Origin of the sequence: Bacillus sp. FSL M7-1020 (assembly GCF_038050415.1) — a bacterium.
Taxonomy (GTDB): Bacteria; Bacillota; Bacilli; order Bacillales; family Bacillaceae_G; genus Bacillus_A; species Bacillus_A toyonensis.
Genome location: NZ_JBBOTW010000002.1, coordinates 306,686 through 323,045 on the forward strand (window position 1 = coordinate 306,686; position 16,360 = coordinate 323,045).

At 33.4% G+C, this 16,360-nt stretch carries 21 protein-coding genes; 11 read left to right on the forward strand and 10 right to left on the reverse strand.

The window, feature by feature from the left end; genetic code table 11:
- Positions 1–6 precede the first annotated feature (6 nt).
- Positions 7–1,065, forward strand: coding sequence for an RNA-guided endonuclease TnpB family protein (locus tag MHB70_RS28100; protein WP_097927646.1), 1,059 nt, complete (start codon positions 7–9; stop codon positions 1,063–1,065).
- Positions 1,066–1,437: 372 nt separating this feature from the next.
- On the opposite strand, the gene MHB70_RS28105 is transcribed toward MHB70_RS28100, so the two are convergent.
- On the reverse strand, positions 1,438–2,025 hold the full coding sequence (locus MHB70_RS28105) for a TetR/AcrR family transcriptional regulator (RefSeq protein WP_141555850.1): 588 nt from the start codon (positions 2,023–2,025) through the stop codon (positions 1,438–1,440).
- A 351-nt stretch (positions 2,026–2,376) separates the two neighbouring features.
- On the opposite strand from MHB70_RS28105, the gene MHB70_RS28110 reads away from it, so the two are divergent.
- Both MHB70_RS28110 and MHB70_RS28115 read left to right on the forward strand, forming a co-directional pair.
- Complete coding sequence (locus MHB70_RS28110) at positions 2,377–3,567, forward strand: MFS transporter (RefSeq protein ID WP_061530014.1); 1,191 nt, start codon at positions 2,377–2,379, stop codon at positions 3,565–3,567.
- Positions 3,568–4,476: 909 nt separating this feature from the next.
- Positions 4,477–4,758 (forward strand): hypothetical protein, encoded by a 282-nt coding sequence (locus tag MHB70_RS28115; protein WP_061530013.1) that lies wholly within the window; start codon positions 4,477–4,479, stop codon positions 4,756–4,758.
- A 360-nt stretch (positions 4,759–5,118) separates the two neighbouring features.
- Here MHB70_RS28115 and MHB70_RS28120 read toward each other — a convergent pair whose 3' ends face one another.
- Positions 5,119–5,292 (reverse strand): hypothetical protein, encoded by a 174-nt coding sequence (locus tag MHB70_RS28120; protein ID WP_002110892.1) that lies wholly within the window; start codon positions 5,290–5,292, stop codon positions 5,119–5,121.
- 127 nt (positions 5,293–5,419) lie between these two features.
- On the opposite strand from MHB70_RS28120, the gene MHB70_RS28125 reads away from it, so the two are divergent.
- From MHB70_RS28125 to MHB70_RS28140, 3 genes are all read left to right on the forward strand, one after another.
- Positions 5,420–5,833 (forward strand): Holliday junction resolvase RecU, encoded by a 414-nt coding sequence (locus MHB70_RS28125; RefSeq protein ID WP_255298238.1) that lies wholly within the window; start codon positions 5,420–5,422, stop codon positions 5,831–5,833.
- 63 nt (positions 5,834–5,896) lie between these two features.
- Entirely contained in the window at positions 5,897–7,327 is a 1,431-nt protein-coding gene (locus tag MHB70_RS28130) for a sialidase family protein (protein WP_061530033.1), read from the forward strand.
- A 1,098-nt stretch (positions 7,328–8,425) separates the two neighbouring features.
- On the forward strand, positions 8,426–8,626 hold the full coding sequence (locus tag MHB70_RS28140) for a hypothetical protein (RefSeq protein WP_061530012.1): 201 nt from the start codon (positions 8,426–8,428) through the stop codon (positions 8,624–8,626).
- A 195-nt stretch (positions 8,627–8,821) separates the two neighbouring features.
- Here MHB70_RS28140 and MHB70_RS28145 read toward each other — a convergent pair whose 3' ends face one another.
- Positions 8,822–8,932, reverse strand: coding sequence for a YjcZ family sporulation protein (locus MHB70_RS28145; RefSeq protein ID WP_000542355.1), 111 nt, complete (start codon positions 8,930–8,932; stop codon positions 8,822–8,824).
- Positions 8,933–9,334: 402 nt separating this feature from the next.
- Here MHB70_RS28145 and MHB70_RS28150 point away from each other — a divergent pair, with 402 nt between their 5' ends.
- Positions 9,335–9,604, forward strand: a complete 270-nt coding sequence (locus MHB70_RS28150; RefSeq protein ID WP_000473848.1) for a hypothetical protein — start codon at positions 9,335–9,337, stop codon at positions 9,602–9,604.
- Positions 9,605–9,786: 182 nt separating this feature from the next.
- On the opposite strand, the gene MHB70_RS28155 is transcribed toward MHB70_RS28150, so the two are convergent.
- The 5 genes from MHB70_RS28155 to MHB70_RS28175 form a co-directional block, all read right to left on the reverse strand.
- Complete coding sequence (locus MHB70_RS28155) at positions 9,787–10,680, reverse strand: helix-turn-helix domain-containing protein (protein ID WP_000671042.1); 894 nt, start codon at positions 10,678–10,680, stop codon at positions 9,787–9,789.
- Positions 10,681–10,945: 265 nt separating this feature from the next.
- On the reverse strand, positions 10,946–11,374 hold the full coding sequence (locus MHB70_RS28160) for a hypothetical protein (RefSeq protein ID WP_000476458.1): 429 nt from the start codon (positions 11,372–11,374) through the stop codon (positions 10,946–10,948).
- A gap of 200 nt (positions 11,375–11,574) precedes the next feature.
- Positions 11,575–12,135: a DUF4236 domain-containing protein gene (locus tag MHB70_RS28165; RefSeq protein ID WP_061530011.1), complete on the reverse strand. Its 561-nt coding sequence runs from the start codon at positions 12,133–12,135 to the stop codon at positions 11,575–11,577.
- Positions 12,136–12,428: 293 nt separating this feature from the next.
- Complete coding sequence (locus MHB70_RS28170; protein WP_000516004.1) at positions 12,429–12,947, reverse strand: DUF4352 domain-containing protein; 519 nt, start codon at positions 12,945–12,947, stop codon at positions 12,429–12,431.
- A 208-nt stretch (positions 12,948–13,155) separates the two neighbouring features.
- Positions 13,156–13,227, reverse strand: coding sequence for a YjcZ family sporulation protein (locus MHB70_RS28175; protein WP_176546237.1), 72 nt, complete (start codon positions 13,225–13,227; stop codon positions 13,156–13,158).
- Between MHB70_RS28175 and MHB70_RS28180 the strand changes: the two genes are divergently transcribed.
- From MHB70_RS28180 to dut, 4 genes are all read left to right on the forward strand, one after another.
- A complete protein-coding gene (locus MHB70_RS28180; protein WP_043324812.1) occupies positions 13,197–13,460 on the forward strand; it encodes a hypothetical protein in 264 nt (87 codons plus the stop codon). The genes MHB70_RS28175 and MHB70_RS28180 overlap by 31 nt on opposite strands.
- Before the next feature lie 96 nt (positions 13,461–13,556).
- A complete protein-coding gene (locus tag MHB70_RS28185; protein ID WP_080451858.1) occupies positions 13,557–13,688 on the forward strand; it encodes a Fur-regulated basic protein FbpA in 132 nt (43 codons plus the stop codon).
- Positions 13,689–13,755: 67 nt separating this feature from the next.
- A complete protein-coding gene (locus MHB70_RS28190) occupies positions 13,756–13,896 on the forward strand; it encodes a hypothetical protein (RefSeq protein ID WP_176548873.1) in 141 nt (46 codons plus the stop codon).
- Between the two features lie 40 nt (positions 13,897–13,936).
- Positions 13,937–14,383, forward strand: coding sequence for a dUTP diphosphatase (dut, locus tag MHB70_RS28195; protein WP_061530010.1), 447 nt, complete (start codon positions 13,937–13,939; stop codon positions 14,381–14,383).
- A 382-nt stretch (positions 14,384–14,765) separates the two neighbouring features.
- Here the strand turns inward: dut and MHB70_RS28200 are convergent, their stop codons facing one another.
- Both MHB70_RS28200 and MHB70_RS28205 read right to left on the reverse strand, forming a co-directional pair.
- Positions 14,766–15,014: a hypothetical protein gene (locus MHB70_RS28200; protein WP_001008433.1), complete on the reverse strand. Its 249-nt coding sequence runs from the start codon at positions 15,012–15,014 to the stop codon at positions 14,766–14,768.
- A gap of 1,148 nt (positions 15,015–16,162) precedes the next feature.
- Entirely contained in the window at positions 16,163–16,327 is a 165-nt protein-coding gene (locus MHB70_RS28205; protein ID WP_080451902.1) for a hypothetical protein, read from the reverse strand.
- Between the last annotated feature and the right edge of the window lie 33 nt (positions 16,328–16,360).

The window sequence follows — 16,360 nt, forward strand, 5'->3', positions numbered from 1 at the left end:
AATGATATGACAAAGCATAATAAAGCATATAAATTCCGTTTGTATCCAACAGAAGTCCAAGCACATCTTATGCGTAAAACCTTTGGCTGTGTACGTTTCGTGTATAACAAAATGTTAGCTGAACGGAAAGAAGCGTATGAAAAATACAAAGATGATAAGGAACAACTAAAGAAACAAAAGCTTCCCACTCCTGCGAAATACAAAGCAGAATTTGAGTGGTTAAAAGAAGTTGATTCATTAGCTTTGGCAAATGCTCAACTAAACTTGCAAACTGCCTATAAAAATTTCTTTAGTGGTCAAAATGATTTCCCGACATTCAAAAGCAAAAAAGACAGAAAGTCTTATACAACGAATGTAGTGAACGGAAATATTATGTTGCTTAATGGTCATATCAAATTGCCAAAACTAAAAATGGTACGTATCAAACAGCATAGAGAAATACCACAAGACCATATAATCAAGACGTGTACGATTTCTATGACACCTACTGGTAAATACTATGTGTCCATCTTGACTGAATACGAAAAAGAGATTGTACAAAAAGAAGTAGAAACAGTTGTTGGATTAGACTTTGCGATGGATCGATTATACGTCAGTTCTGAGGATGAGAGAGCCAATTATCCTAGGTTCTATCGTGAAATGTTAGACCAATTAGCAAAGGCACAACGAGTAGTATCAAGAAGAACAAAAGGTTCTATTCGTTGGAATAAACAACGTATCCGTGTAGCTACGTTACATGAAAAAGTAGCGAACCAACGTAAGAACTTCCTTCATCATAAGTCTAAAGAGTTAGCTACTCATTTTGATGTTGTAGCTATTGAAGATCTAAATATGAAAGGAATGTCACAAGCACTTCATTTTGGGAAAAGTGTCGCTGATAATGGTTGGGGTATGTTCACTTCTTTCTTAGCTTATAAACTAAATGAACAAGGAAAACAGCTTGTGAAAAATATGTCATTGTCTGAGCGAGTATATTCTTGTACATGCGGTGTAAATCTCGATAGAGATTATAACGCAGCTATCAATATCAAAAATGAAGCAATACGCCTATTAGCGTTAGCATAAATAGCAATAAAATAACCCTTGGAACAAGGGAGTTAGCTCGGCTGTCTTAGGACGAATTCGTTAGCTATCAAAAGTAACGACTAACCGAGAAGCCCCCACTTCAAACAGTCCGTTAGGACGTTAAGTGGCGGGTAGTTCACAATCCAAAATATAAACTATGTCAATCAAGTTAAGATATTATAAATATCCCATAAAGAAAATTATTTTCATGATGATTCTTTTAGAGTAATTATCAATTTTTAAACGGATGTATATAGGAGATCACTCCATATACATCCGTTTAAAAACATAAAACACTTTATTTATCAAGTTAATTTAATTTGCATCCGCATAGGAGGGAATGGGGATTCTAAACACTTATTTGAATATTAATCACTTCAATCGTATTCCTTCGAATGCATTTATTACCAAGTCATGCACATAGGATTCATCCAACTTTTCACCTGTTACTAGCAAACGATAGAAAATTGGTCCGTAGATGAGATCGATGCTTAAGTCAACATCGAGGTTTTCTTTTAATTCGCCTCGTTTAATTCCCTTCTCCAGAAGTTGCTTTGCTTGCAGGCGACGCGGATGGAAATAGCGAGCACGATATTCCTCTGCCAGTTTCGAATCAAATTGCCCTTCGCCAACTAACTCAGTAATAATAGTGCCTTCTCTACTTATTAAAAAACTGCCTAAACTTGTGGCGTGAGTTAAGATATCAGTCAATGCTGAACCTGTATCAGGTACAGGCAATCTGGCAGCAGCAGCAGAAAGAAAACCATCCATTACCACAGCAGCCTTATTTGGCCACCATTTATAAATCGTAGCTTTGCTAACTTTAGCACGGTCTGCAATTTTATCAACTGTGACTGCTTTAAAGCCACTTTCCAGTAATAACTCATAGGATGCGGAAAGGATAGCCTTTTGGGTTTCGATATTACGTGGTCGACCTCTTTTACTTTGCACATTAATCATTCCTTTCAAGAACATAAACTATACGTTTAGTATACTTAATATGAACGGATAATAAAATAGCCTATTTACAAAACTGAACGTTTAGTATATATTTTAGCTAATTAATAAACTGAACGTTTAGTTTATTAATTAGCTAGCAACTTATAATGGTAAGGTCTTTAAACAGGTTTCCAAATCCCCAAAGTGAATTACTAAAAAAATTTAGAAAAGGGGAATAAAAAAGTGGGGAAATTGGATCTTTTGAAAGAAGAACAGAAAGTAGTTCAGGCTCAATTTAGAATAATGGTAGTGCTGTAGTTCTTGCCAAGGTGATTCAGTAATTTTGAAATAAAAGTATGGGAGGAAATAGATATGTCTAATTTTAAAAATAAAGCAATTAATAAGGAGATTTCATCGGGTTTAATCATTCTTCTAGCAACTGGATGTGGTATTATTGTGGCTAATCTTTATTATGTTCAGCCTTTAATTGGGGTAATTAGTCATGTAATTGGGCTTTCTAATAGTAGCGCTGGATTAATTGTAACACTAACTCAGATTGGATATGTTGTTGGCTTACTATTTCTTGTACCTTTAGGGGATATTGTTGAGAATAGAAAATTGATAATTATATTGTTAATTCTAAGTGCAGTTGCTCTAACTGCCACAGTTTTTGTAAAGAGCGCAATCTTGTTGTTAGTAGTTTCATTCTTTATCGGATTGGGGTCGGTTGCAGCGCAAGTGCTCGTACCTTTTGTATCATACCTTTCATCGGAAGATGCACGCGGTCGTGTAGTTGGTAATGTCATGAGTGGCCTGTTATTAGGTATTATGCTTGCGCGTCCGATATCTAGTCTAGTAGCTGATATCTGGGGATGGAATGCAATATTTGCTTTATCTGCTACTGTAATCATTGTTTTGGCGTTTGTATTATTGAAAGTACTCCCTACTAGGAAACCAACGGAAAAAACAAATTATACTGCCTTACTTAGTTCAATGTGGCAACTACTACGAACTACTCCAATTTTACGCCGTCGCGCAATTTATCATGCTTGTGTATTTGGGGCTTTCAGCTTATTCTGGACCACTGTTCCATTATTATTGTCTAGTCCTGCTTTTCATTTTTCTCAGACTGCCATAGCATTATATGCACTTGTCGGAATTACAGGTGCAATAGCCGCTCCAATAGGTGGTCGTCTAGCTGATTTTGGCTGGACACGATCCGCCACTGGGATAGCTCTCACTGTTGTTATTATTTCTTTATTACTACCACTTATTATTCAAGGTAGTTCGCCCATCGGAATAGCTGTTTTAGTAATTGCTGCAATTCTGTTGGACATGGGAGTATCTGCAAACCTTGTGCTTAGTCAACGTTTAATTTTCTCATTGGATCCAGAAATTCGTAGTCGACTAAACGGGCTATTTATGGCTATTTTCTTTTTAGGAGGTGCTGTTGGTTCCTCTCTTGGAGGATGGGCATATGCCTTAGGTGGTTGGAGCCTAACATTATGGATAGGAATCGCTTTTCCGATCATAGCCCTTCTTTATTTTTCTACAGAGAAATAGTTTTATAATTGAATTTTAGCAGTCCGCATTCGTTTGAATGCTTATTCATTGGTATATCCCAGTTTTATAGATTAATGGCGGTTATTTTAAAATTTGTATCATTTCTATTTTTGTTTTCAGTTCCCTTAACTTTTGTCGCGCTTTCCATTGTCTTGATGATCGATCATCCATTTTTAACATTCCTTATACAATTATTTAAGAATGAGTATAGCATATAATGGCAGGCCTTATGAAAATGCACTTTTTAAATATTAATTAAACAAAAGCGTTATTTGAAAAAAGGACCCCTTATGGAAAGATAAGAGGTCATCAAAAAATGTTGTATTTGAAACACGCGATGTTTCATAACGACATTATAACGTAAATTTATATATTACGTATAACAAATGTAATGGTTTGTGAAAAGAATAAAAGTGCATAAAATCCGTATTTAAATGAAGAATCCCTAGGCTTAGGGGCTAGGGATTCTTGGTTTGGTATACTTCACACGGTATTATTAAAAGAATAGAACGTACTGAAGATAACATATGAATGTTTCGTAAATGTATCAAAAAAATGAATAAAAACGATATTTTAATTGTTGCAACCCCTTGGAGGGCGCTCCAAGGGGCTAAGATTCGAGAATTTTTAAACTCTTGCTTAATTACATGAGAACTCCCTAAGGAGTATATATGGAATTTTAACACTTAACTAGTTATTTTTACAACTATATATTAAGATTTTCATATAAAAATTAATAAAAAAAGGACCCTTACTACTAAGTAAGAGCCCCATAAACAGAGAAAAAGTCGTATGTGATTCTATATAAGAATCACAATAACATTGTAACAATTTAATATATAGTTGTCTATATATAATGGCGAAGTAGAACTGAAAACATGCTATTTTACTTGAAAGGGGAATGGAGAAATGATTGAACAGGTCGAGATTGAAGGGCAATTATCAATATTTGATATAGATGAAACGAAGATCAAGCTGTATGAAGTTTTGAAAGCTAACAACTATCATCACGAGATTAAGAGTTACTATTTACACAATGATTACATCGGATTAGTTAAGTACTTCTATATACGAACGACAGATAATACTGTTATTGATTTGTGTTTAAGTGAGTTCCCTGAAGTATTTGCGGTATATGAGGGATTCACTGAAGCGCAGATCAAGAAGATATACAGAGGAAAATTACAATAAAAGAGCAGCTAGCAAAGGCTAACTGCTCGGCTGGTTCTCCAAAAGGGGGGAAAGGAGAAAGGTTAGGGACTTCATTAAATGAGTTATGGCCATCGCCTATCTATATTATTGACGAAATATTAAGTTTTATTCTGGCGAACCCAAAAAAAGCACCTTTAAAAAGTGCTCTTTAAGGGAAAAGTGAGATACTGAAAAATAAATTAGGGTTTTTTGCTTCGAGATAATATATGACCATTTCATCATAATGTGACGATGAATCACAAAAGAGCAGCTAGCAAAAGCTAACTGCTCATCTCCAAGGGGGAATGGAGAAAATCTAATGTCATATACATTATTGACGGAATATTGAGTTTTATTCATCTATAAAAGTCGAGATAAAATATCTTTAATTAATCCTGAGGCTCCAATAAGGAGTATCGATAGAAAAATTATTGAGAATATACTTTTTTTAGGCTTTTTAAACTCTAGGTATAAGTTAATGATTGCACCAATTGCAACAACAATAAAGATAACGAGTCTTAATATATCTGGCATGAATAACACTCCTATTAATTACTTAATTGTATTATACAGGAAAGATATTTGAGGTTAATCAATAGTGATACGATTTAAGGAAGATTTAAACAAAGTTAATCCTTTTAATAGAAAGCGAGGGATAACAATGGGACTAGGAAACCGTGGAATGGCATTTGAAATGCTTATCAATCTAGCAAACGAAATGTATCGAAGAGGGCAGGTGGCGCTTATAAACAAGCGCCCGACTCCTGTGAAAGTGTTAAAAAGTAAAGGTGGCCGTGTACTAAATGGATTCTATGAAGCTAAAAGTACAGTAGACTATGACGGTGTGTATAAGGGACGAGCTATAGCGTTTGAAGCTAGATCTACAGAGAAGGACACACGTTTTGATTTAAATAACATTGCGCAGCATCAATTGGATTATCTGGAGAAAGCAGAAAGGAGGGGAGCAATATGCTTCTTCCTTATAGAGTTTAGTAAGGATAAGTCAGTGTTTGGGTACCCCTACTTAGAAAAAACAAATTACAAGAACAAATGTTACGGATTTTTCAAAATATAATAAAAAGATACAAACCCCTTTTCATTTTTTTAATATTATATATTGAAAAATAATAATGAAAGGGTGGTTAAAAAACCTCCAAAACCTCCAAAACCAAATAATAAAGAAGTACAAGTGAATAATTCTGCTAGTGATATAGCTAATTTTCCTAACATAACTCAAAGTGAGACAAGCCTAGCCCATTATAAAGATTTCATTCTCTATGGATTTAATGATTCAAATGATGAATTTACGAGAAATAGTTTCTCTGGATTTGCTTTTTCAAAAGATTTAGGTAAGACCTGGACTGATGGCGGTTCAATACCGACAAATCCCGGGGGAGTCAACAACGGAGATCCTGTAATAGCTGTAGATAAAAAAGGAATATTTTATTATAGTCAGATTGGACAAGAAGTTGTAGGAGGCACTCAACAAGACGTAATTAGTGTATCAACTGGAGTGATTAATCCGAACAAAACGATTACAATGAATCCGCCGCAAGTCGTCGGGAGAGGACAAAACCCTCAAAATGGTAACTTCTCTCAAGATAAAGAGTGGATTACTGTAGGAACTGATAGAATTAGACCAGGACAAGAGGCACTGTATATTGTTTGGAAAGATTTCACTACTAATCTAGGACGAATTCGTTTCTCAAAATATACAACCGGTGTTAATTTAAATCCTTTGATTACCGATATAGATATCATTTCTCCTCCAAATGCTAATACATTTGTAGAAGGAGAATACGTGATAGTAGACAAGCAAGGGGTTATTTATGTATTTTATGCAGTAATACCAAACAACAATCTACTATTAAAGCAGGCCAATAGGACAATTCGAATGAGAAAATCAACTTACGGTGGACAAACTTTTCCAGTGAATACGGACGTAGCAGTTTCTACAACACCTTTCGCTGCAGCAGCGAACAATGTTGTTCCATGTGAACCCGGATTTAACCGTACAGTTATTTTTGTAGATGCTCAAAGGGATATCAGGAATAATGAATTTCCTCAAGCTTCCATTGGACCTGATGGCACTATTTATGCTGTATGGAATGGTGGTACAGTTAATGGGGATATTAATATCTTTTTGGCATTCAGCAGAAATCAAGGGGCAACTTGGTCACAACCAGTGAATATCACGCAGGGTCTGCCAGTTGCATTTGTCCCTTCAGTAGCTGCCAATGTTAAAGGAGCGCATATTCAATATAATCGTTTTAATGATCCAGCGGGAGTTGGTGGAATTGGCAACGGAACATTCGGGATATTTAAGAAAACATTTTCTGTTACTAGAGGTTTAAATCCAGAATCAGTAATAAGTAACCCATCTTCTCCAGTAACTATTACTAGACCACCTCAAGATCCTGGTGTTGGTCCTTGTTATATGGCTGACTATAATCAAGTCATTACAGGTTCTCGAGAATCTCTGCTTCATGCCTGGAGTGATAATCGTAATACGTTGAACGGGCTGAATAATCCAAATGTATTCTTTAGAAAAACCGAGTCAAAGCCATAACCTAGCAAATTCCTCTAATAAACCTCTTTCTAGTAATTGCTCAACCCAATCCCAATTATTTAATGAGCCATCACCAGCATTTTGGAAAAAAACACGCTAAGAGTTTTTAAATCATTTTAATCTTATTTTAAATAGTGTTGCATTAAATATTCTTGGCTTTGTTAAAATTACTTGTTTTTATGTCGAAATGTGCTTAACGTGGTTTTTTCCTTTTTGCGGTCTGTATCCAAAAAAGAAAAGGCACCCAAAGGTGCCTTCCTCCGACTTGAACCACGTTCATTTAGTATAAACTTATCCGTAGGATCCCTTTGTTATACGTGTAAACACATTCTATAAAACAGAATCGTCTATATATACCAGATTGTTAGTTCACAAAATATAAAAGATTTGAGATCAATATTAGAGTGACGCCACATCTTCCATAGTGATTGATATGTTACGTCTTTCAAAAGAATCTGCTTTATAGAACGTGTCCACGATTTATATCTTACTACATGTAATATTTATTTAGTGTAACTTTTACAAATATGTATAATTACATAAAGTTTATGAGAAAAAGAGAGTATACTTTGATATTGTGTAATAAAGACAAGGCCCACCTACGGAAATAGGTGGGCTTTTTTATTGGGTATTACTATCTCAGTGCACAAAAGGGAATTTGTATTTAAATCATAGCATTTTCTTAAAGTTCTTATATTGAGAAATAAAGAAAAGACACCCAAAGGTGCCTTCCTCCGATTTGAACTATCCTGTATTAATGCCGTATCAATTAATAAATTAAATTATAATAATAAATTGTTGTATTTCCATGTACCCTAGCTGATATAATGTATAAGGAAATTATTGGTTATATTCCTTATTCTTTCGATAGTTTTAAGTGGTAAAGGTCAGCGAATAGCAAAAGAAATTTTAAAAGAGCTTATTAATGGTCTTGAGGGGAAAATATTAGTAGGTTTTTTTGATCTGCAGCAGTTACAGGAGTAATTTTTGTCATTTGGCCTTTATTGAAGTAAGCATTCCAGTTACTCAGGCTGATACAAGGTGCAAGAAAATTACTGGATAATTAAAGGTACACATATATTAGGGGGTACATAAGCCATGTTAGAGGTAATTACGGCATTTTTCTTACTAATTCTCCATTCCATTGTTTATCTCTTTTCAAGTGGAGAAAAGAAACAACAAGCAAAAGAAAATCTAAAAGAAGTTATTACGGGTGCTGATGGTAAACTCCTATTAATGACTGTTATGGGAATTATAATTGTGGTAATCTATTTATATTTTTATGGTTTCGGTTTATGAATCTAAACTAAAATCATATCCAAGTATACGAGACAATGGTTCACCTGGGAAGTATGCGTATTATGGTGGCGAATGGGACACAGGTGGTCTTTTTGGAGAAGCTAAATGTGTTTATAATAAACTGATGAATTGAATAATAAAATAATATACATAAAGAAAAGGCGCCCATATAAGGGGGCCTTTTACAATAGTTTTTTAGCAGAAGCAACTGCATCCAATAATGATTAATAGAATAAATAATACAACTAATAAAGCAAATCCTCCAGCGAAACCGCAGCCTTCGCCACAACTACCACTATATCCCATAACAATAGTGCCTCCTTTAGATCCGAGGGGAAAACTAGGGGTCATTTGATGTAATTTAATGGGTTCACATTACCTTATGTATTTAAAAATGAATTGAGCAAGTCTTCTTGAAAATAAAAAAAAGACGCTATAAAGCGCCTCCCATTTGGGTAAATAAGAAGTAAGTTTTCTAAGATAACTGAAAAAATAGAACAGGTGCTTAGATTTTATTACGATTTTTTTCTGAATGAACATGCATTATTACATATTATCATAAATACCTTTATTTTCCATTTGATAAAGTATATTTCCAATATTGATAAAATTTAAATAAATATTTCTACATATTCAAAATATTTACAAAAAATACAAAAGTGGTACATTTAAGGTGTAAGTTATAAAAATATTTAAGGAGGGATTTTTATGTTCAAGAAATTAGTAGTTGGAACATTAGCAACTGGTATTATGCTATCTGGTGCAGGTGGAGCGATGGCTGCAACACCTAATACTGATAGTGCAAAGACAGACAAGGTTACTATGGCAGCAGATAAGAAAAATATTAAATTAACAGGGTACCTATCAAGGAATTCTATACCGAGCACAACTGTACTATATGGAATCACGTGGTACTTGAAAGACGCATGGCAAGAAAGGGATGGTACATGGACAGGTTATTTTGAAGGATGGTATTAATTAATAAAATCTATTTATTATAAAAAGCCTCTTATAAAGGGGCTTTTTTATTTTTGTAAAATCATAAAAAAAAAAGACGCCCAAAGGTGCCGTCCTCCGACTTGAACCACTTTAATAATATAGTTCTAAGTTTAAAAACTATATGGATTTTTCCCGTGGGCTTTGTAAGTAGTTTTACGAAATTATGAGTGTTTTTTATTCTGTATTTCAATCAATTCATCTTTAATCATTTGTATATAATGTTCTTTTTCTGTTAATTCAAATATAAATAATGCTTTTTTCATGTTATTAACAACGTCTTCTTCATTATGTTGTTTAACCTTTAATAAATACTGACTTTTTAAATAGTATAGTTCACCTAATAGATATAAAGTGTTTAGATTAATAGCTAATTTGATGCCCTTATCAAGGTATTTTATTGCCTCTTCATGTTGATATGTGAGGTCTAAACATTTTGCTAAATTATAAACGATTTTTAATTTAATTTCTTTATCTCTAGGAAAATCTAACTTATTAAAGTTAGTTAAACATCTTTTTAATATATTAATAGATTTTTCGTATTCCTTGTTTTCCGCATACAATATAGAAGTTGCCTGCATAATAGCTATTTCTCTTTCTGATAAACAATCAATATTAGTTGCAGTTAGTTTTAATGCATTATTTAAAAGAGTTAAAGCCAATTTTGTTGCGTTATTCACACGATATATAGCAATTGCTTCATACCATAGTAGAAATTGTTTATCTTCTATTGATTGGAAATTATTTTCGTTTTTCTCTTTTTTTACTATTTCATGAAGTTCTTCAAATTGTTTTTGCTTTGTACAATCGATCATTACATATTTTACATTTTGTACGTATTTTAATTTCTTGTTTTGAGTTAGTGCAAATATATTATTTGGATCAACACCAAGTCTTTCTGATAATTGATATAACAATATGCTAGATGGATAAATTACACCCTTTTCGATTTTGCTAATTTGACTTTGTGAACATATTCCATGACATAATTCGGATTGTGATATATTTTTTTTAATTCTAAGTTCTTTAATGGTAATCCCCAAATCGTTAAATTTCATTTTCGACACCTACTATTTAGCACTTTATTAGTATAATAATATTTCCTAATCTTAATGTGAAGTAAAATTAATATATTTTCAATTATTGTTTGTTGTAAAGGTCTTACCGTGTTATAAGATGGTGAGGCTTTTTTATGTACAAAAAAAGACACCCAAAGGTGCCTTCCTCCGACTTGAACCACTTTAATTTTAATAATATGTATTGGACTCCCATCCAAATATTATTTTACCATGTTTTCATATAAATGAAAGCGGATTCTTTAACTTACTTAATTACTTTGTCCATAACTTCTTTATATTTGTTAAATTGGGCATCTTCCATATCACCATTCATTTGTATAAGGAAGTTACCTTTTGCGTAAGTATGAGAGAATAGCATTTGATTACCATTACCTAAATCGTCATAGTATTTCTTAGCTTTTTCAAGATCTTCTTTGTTTTTAAACTCAAATATTCTACCACCACTATCTTCACCTAATGCTGGAACAAGAATGCGTTTTGCTTCTTTTCTAGTATTTCCAAATTCTTTTTCTGGTAGGTCACTAGGATTGTCAGCTTCTAATCCTGCAGCTTTAAATTCTTCAATTACCTTACCAACCGTGACATTACTTGTCATTGATTTAACGCTGTCACAAGCGGATAAACCAAATAATAATAGAGCTCCAATAAGTAATACTGCTAATCTTTTAAACATAGTTGTTCATTCCTCCTAATGTAAATAAATCCATAAATATAATAACAAATTATTTATCTTTATATTGTTATATATTGTCGAACGGAAATAAAAAAGAGAGCTGGAGCCTTCAAGGAGGTATGGAAACAATTATGAGCTTCAAGGGTCATCTTGGAATTCAATACCACAATCCATTTGTGGGAAGTGTATTTGAGAACCTTTTATTTTTGGATTATAAGAGTGCTCTCGCATTTACGACAAGCAATCTTCTCTTCCTCAAAAATGAATAAATTCTCAGCATCACATTCTGGGCATATCACTGCAAATGGTGTTTTTATATTTTTATAGCATAGGAAAGAAATGACTGCAAGGACTAGAGCAGGTATAACAAGCAACATAATTAAGAATAGGCCTGCAAAAACGCCTGTAATTATGGAAAGTGGTTTCATTAGTTTTCTACCCACGGAGTTTACTTGATTATCCTTCTTACGAAAAGCAGTAACAATGTAAGTTTTGGTTTCTCTTACCTGCTCAAATGCTCTTACCGTATTGTAATCTTGTTCATTCATAGTGGGATAGGAAGTGTTTTGCCCTTGAAACCCTCGTTGTATATAATAGTTGTTTGACTCAGCTATTCGTGGTGTATACGAGATTCCAGTTCCAGGTATATAAGTTGTTGTTCTTGATTCAGGTGGAATGGCGCTGCCTCCCGTACCTGTGTATGTAAAGTTAATTTTCATACCTGGGGAAACTTGGATAATTCTACGAAACTTATAACCCATAATATTGTATCCTCTCCATCTAATTAATATAATTATTTACTAATTATAACAAATTTTTAACTTAACATTAATATATTAAGTTAAAACAAATTAATAAAAAAAGAGTAATATTGAAGTTTACTAATTTAAGGCGTTTTAGGAGTCCTTTTTTATAAAGAAAAGACACCCAAAGGTGCCTTCTTACGATTTGAACCAACGTAATATGGTATTAGATGCCAATCCAAATATTATTTTACCACGCTAATTAATATTGGCCATTGAGAAAAAAGGCACTCTTTCGAGTACCTTTTTATCTATTCTACTTTTAACTTAATTTCTTTACCTGTCATACCGCCACTAGCTTTTAAGAAAAGTCCTTCAGCATCTTTTGGTATATCAAATACAATTTTCCCTGTCTGTGTTAGACCAGGATTTAATTGTTTTAAGAAGAAGTCAGTTTTTCCACCGTTAGCTAAGTCAAAAGATGTTTGACCTTGTACTGAAGATGTGAATTCACGACCTTTGTTATCTACCAATTTAAAGCTGTTAGTATCGACAGTGATAGCGTCTTTTTGATTATTAGTAAGTGTAACTTCTAAAATCTTAAAGATACCTTGTGCTTGTTCTTTTGAGTATTCATTACCCACAGAATCTACTGTTTCCATAGACCCTACAGAGATTTTCACATCAGAAGATACACCTTCTTTTGATACCGCTTTAGTGTCTGTTGAAGTTTTTTCTGTTGAATCTCCACCACCAGCAACCATAGCAATTATTCCGATTACAAATAAAGCTATAATGCCTAGGCATCCAAACTTAAATATTTTTCCCACGTTTGTTCCTCCAATTATGTAAAATGTTAGATTGCAACGTAATAATAACATATTAAATATCTTTATATTGTCATATTATGTCGAAAGGAAATAAAAAGATAGTTTAGAAGTTTTAGACTATATCCCTGTCCTATAATTTATTTTTCCCACGTATCTCTTATTCATAAAGAAAAGACACCCATATAAGAGTGCCTTTTCCGATAATTTTTTAGCAGAAGCAAGAAGCTCCAACAATGATTAATAAAATAAATAAAACAACTAACACTGGAGGATGTAGCAAGAAGTTTTGATTATAGCGCAATAAGTACAGCGGAAAGATTTTTGAAGAGTAATAGTGTTATGACGTACTCAGTAGAGTTATACGATAAAGACGAGAAGTGGAGGCTTCGTTGGTTTGAGGCGAAGTCCGAGGGCGCAGCTATAGAAATGGCTAAAAAGAAATACGGAAAGATACAAATCATTACTACTTATATTTCGGATAGAACCTTAGAGGAAATCATGAATTTGGATTAGGAGGCATAGCGCCATGATGATAAATAGATGGAATCCACAAAGGGCAGCGACTACACCTATAGGGAGAGCTACGAAGAAAAGAAGCTAGGAGGCAGCATGGACAGGAAACAAATCTACATCGATGTATTACTACAAAAGGGAATTTATAAAGAAGAAAAGACAGGGCGACAACTTTACGAGATGACTGAACAAGAGTTGTGGAATCTAATAAAAGGAGTGTATCAGTAGTGATGGAAATGGAGAACGGTGTGTACGAGATCACGAAGTTAATGAGCGAAGCAAAGGGAAGAAAGTAATGAAAAAAGAAACTGCAGTGCAGGTGCAAAGTGAACTCCAAGTAGTAGAGAGTGAAATTCGTAAGATGGAATATCACTTAGTGGAATTGGATAACGAGAAGTGGAAGACGAAGCTTTCCTTGGAAGTGTTGAAGAAATAGAAAGAGAAATTGAAAAATTACTTATAAGGAGCGGGACAGAATGAAATTAAGAATGAAGATTAAACGATTGAAAGGTGTGGATTTACCAAAGTATGCACGGGAGTTTGATGCTGGTTTTGATCTAGTTGTACCAGAGGTCACGATTATTTGGCCTGGCGAAACAAAGGTTGTACCAACGGGATTGGCGTTCAAAATTCCGCCAGGATATGAATTGCAGGTGCGCCCGCGTAGCGGTATGACGCGTGATACAAAGTTAAGGGCCGCTTTTGGAACGGTGGATAGTGGCTACCGCGGAGAAGTTGGAGTGTTGGTTAATCACACTGAAAAACCAATAAGTTTAAATATGCAAGCCCATGTGATTGAACGAGGAACAAGGATTGCTCAAGGCGTTATAGCGGCAGTGATAACAGCTAATTTTTATGAAGTGGACGAGCTATCAGAATCGGAAAGAGGAAATCTTGGGTTTGAATCGACCGGAATAAAGTAAGACCAAATTTGAATTTTGTTATGAAATGGGATTACAAGCATCGATAATTGTAGGGGAAATAGAGCATTATCACTGAAATAAAAAAGCCCTGCACACAGGGCATCTAAAAAGATACCTTAGTAATAACGACGATTAGGGGACGTATTAGCTAAGGTATCTGGATGGTTACATACTAAGTATGCAATCAAGAGCACTGTTGAATGTATTGGGTTATTCAACAAGTTAAGAATAAAATGAAATTCCTGTTAATTCAGCCGGTAAATTTGTCCAAAAAGGGTGCTTTTATAAAAATAAATAGTGAATCAATTTTAACAAAATAGTTATTTGGATTGATTGTAAATAAAGAGCACTACCCATTAGTACTCTTTGAATGAAACGTAATCTATATTTTGTTTTGAGCTACAATCTTAATATTCTCCGGAGGTATAATGCTTTGGATGTCTTCTTTTAAATCTTCAAGAATCATTTCCTCAAGATGCTCTAAAGGGACTTCAAAGTTTATACATTCTACCGTTTTTATGTTTAATAATGAGTAATTTTCATTCTTTTTAAAAACTAGATATTGAGTATTATCTGTTTTTACTATACATCCTAACTGAATACCTAGTTTACGGTTGTCTTCAAAATTCATAAATGTTTCTCCTTTAATATGTATTTCTGACTAAATAGTTTACTACGTAAATACATTTGTTCATAGTTAATAACCTTACATTGTCATTGCAAGTTTGCAAGGTTCCTGAATATTTTTTGGAGGTAGTGATAAAGAGAGTATAAAAATTTTAATTGAAAATTTAATAATATCCTTATTTAAAATGAAGAAGCCCTAGAGTTAGGGCTCTAGGGCTTCTTGTTTTGGTATTCTCACATGGTTCTACAAAAAGAAAAGAACGTACTAAAGATAACATATGAATGTTTCATAAATGTATCAAAAAAGTGAACAAAATTGCTATTGCAGAAGTAGCAGAAATGAAGTTTCTAATAGTTAAGTACGTAAAAGGTGTTATTTTCAGTGGATAAAATGCGCATGGGGCACCTAATCATTATTTTACCAGAGGAAAAGAATATGTTATGAACTTGGTTGAATGAAAAAATGAAAATTTTACTTTAAGCGAAGTTAATGAAATATATTTTGTGGGTTTTATCAATGATTGTTATCTCGATGGACACTTTAAATTTATAAAAGTCCTAGAAGCAAAACACAACCATGAGGAATAGCAAGCTATAAAAGTGAACAAAATTGTTAATTTAAATAAAAAAAGAGCCCCGCGATAAGGGCTGCAGGGCTTCATTAGGTAGAGTTATGTCGTACTCACAAGGGATTTTAACATGAATGTTGTGGTAAACATACTGGTAAATGTATCTAATTTATTTAGAGCTGTTATTTTAAACAAAAACGCTATTTAAATAAAAAAAAGAGCTTGCAAGGAAACAAGCTCTAACGTAATTGAGATGTCTATATATTACCATTCATTTCATTATAATTCCATAAGTTGTGGTTGAGAAATAAAGTATAAGCAATTTAATAAAAATTTCATTTTGTAGAAATAAAAACCCTAGTTTCCTAGGGTAATGGTATAACAGCTCAATATATTCTACTCTTTTATATGGTAACGTAATATTAAGTTAAAAACATCAGGGAAATGTAACCAATTTCAGAAAATAAGAGCAGCTAGCAAAAGCTAACTGCTCATCTCCAAGGGGGAATGGAGAAAATCTAATGTCATATACATTATTGACGAAATATTGAGTTTTATTCAGGGGGTTTATTAATTATGTAGGTTACATGAGAAGCCCTATTAACATCCAAGCTATCCAGATTAGAATTAAAGTTTCGAATGTAATCCAAAATTTTTTCTTTTCTGGTTTTTGAAATTCTTTAATTACAGAAAATACGGTACTTATTCCTACAAGAGTGAAAAGAACAATTCGGATCGTATCATTCATTTGCATCACCACCTAAGATTTGAACAGTTTAAT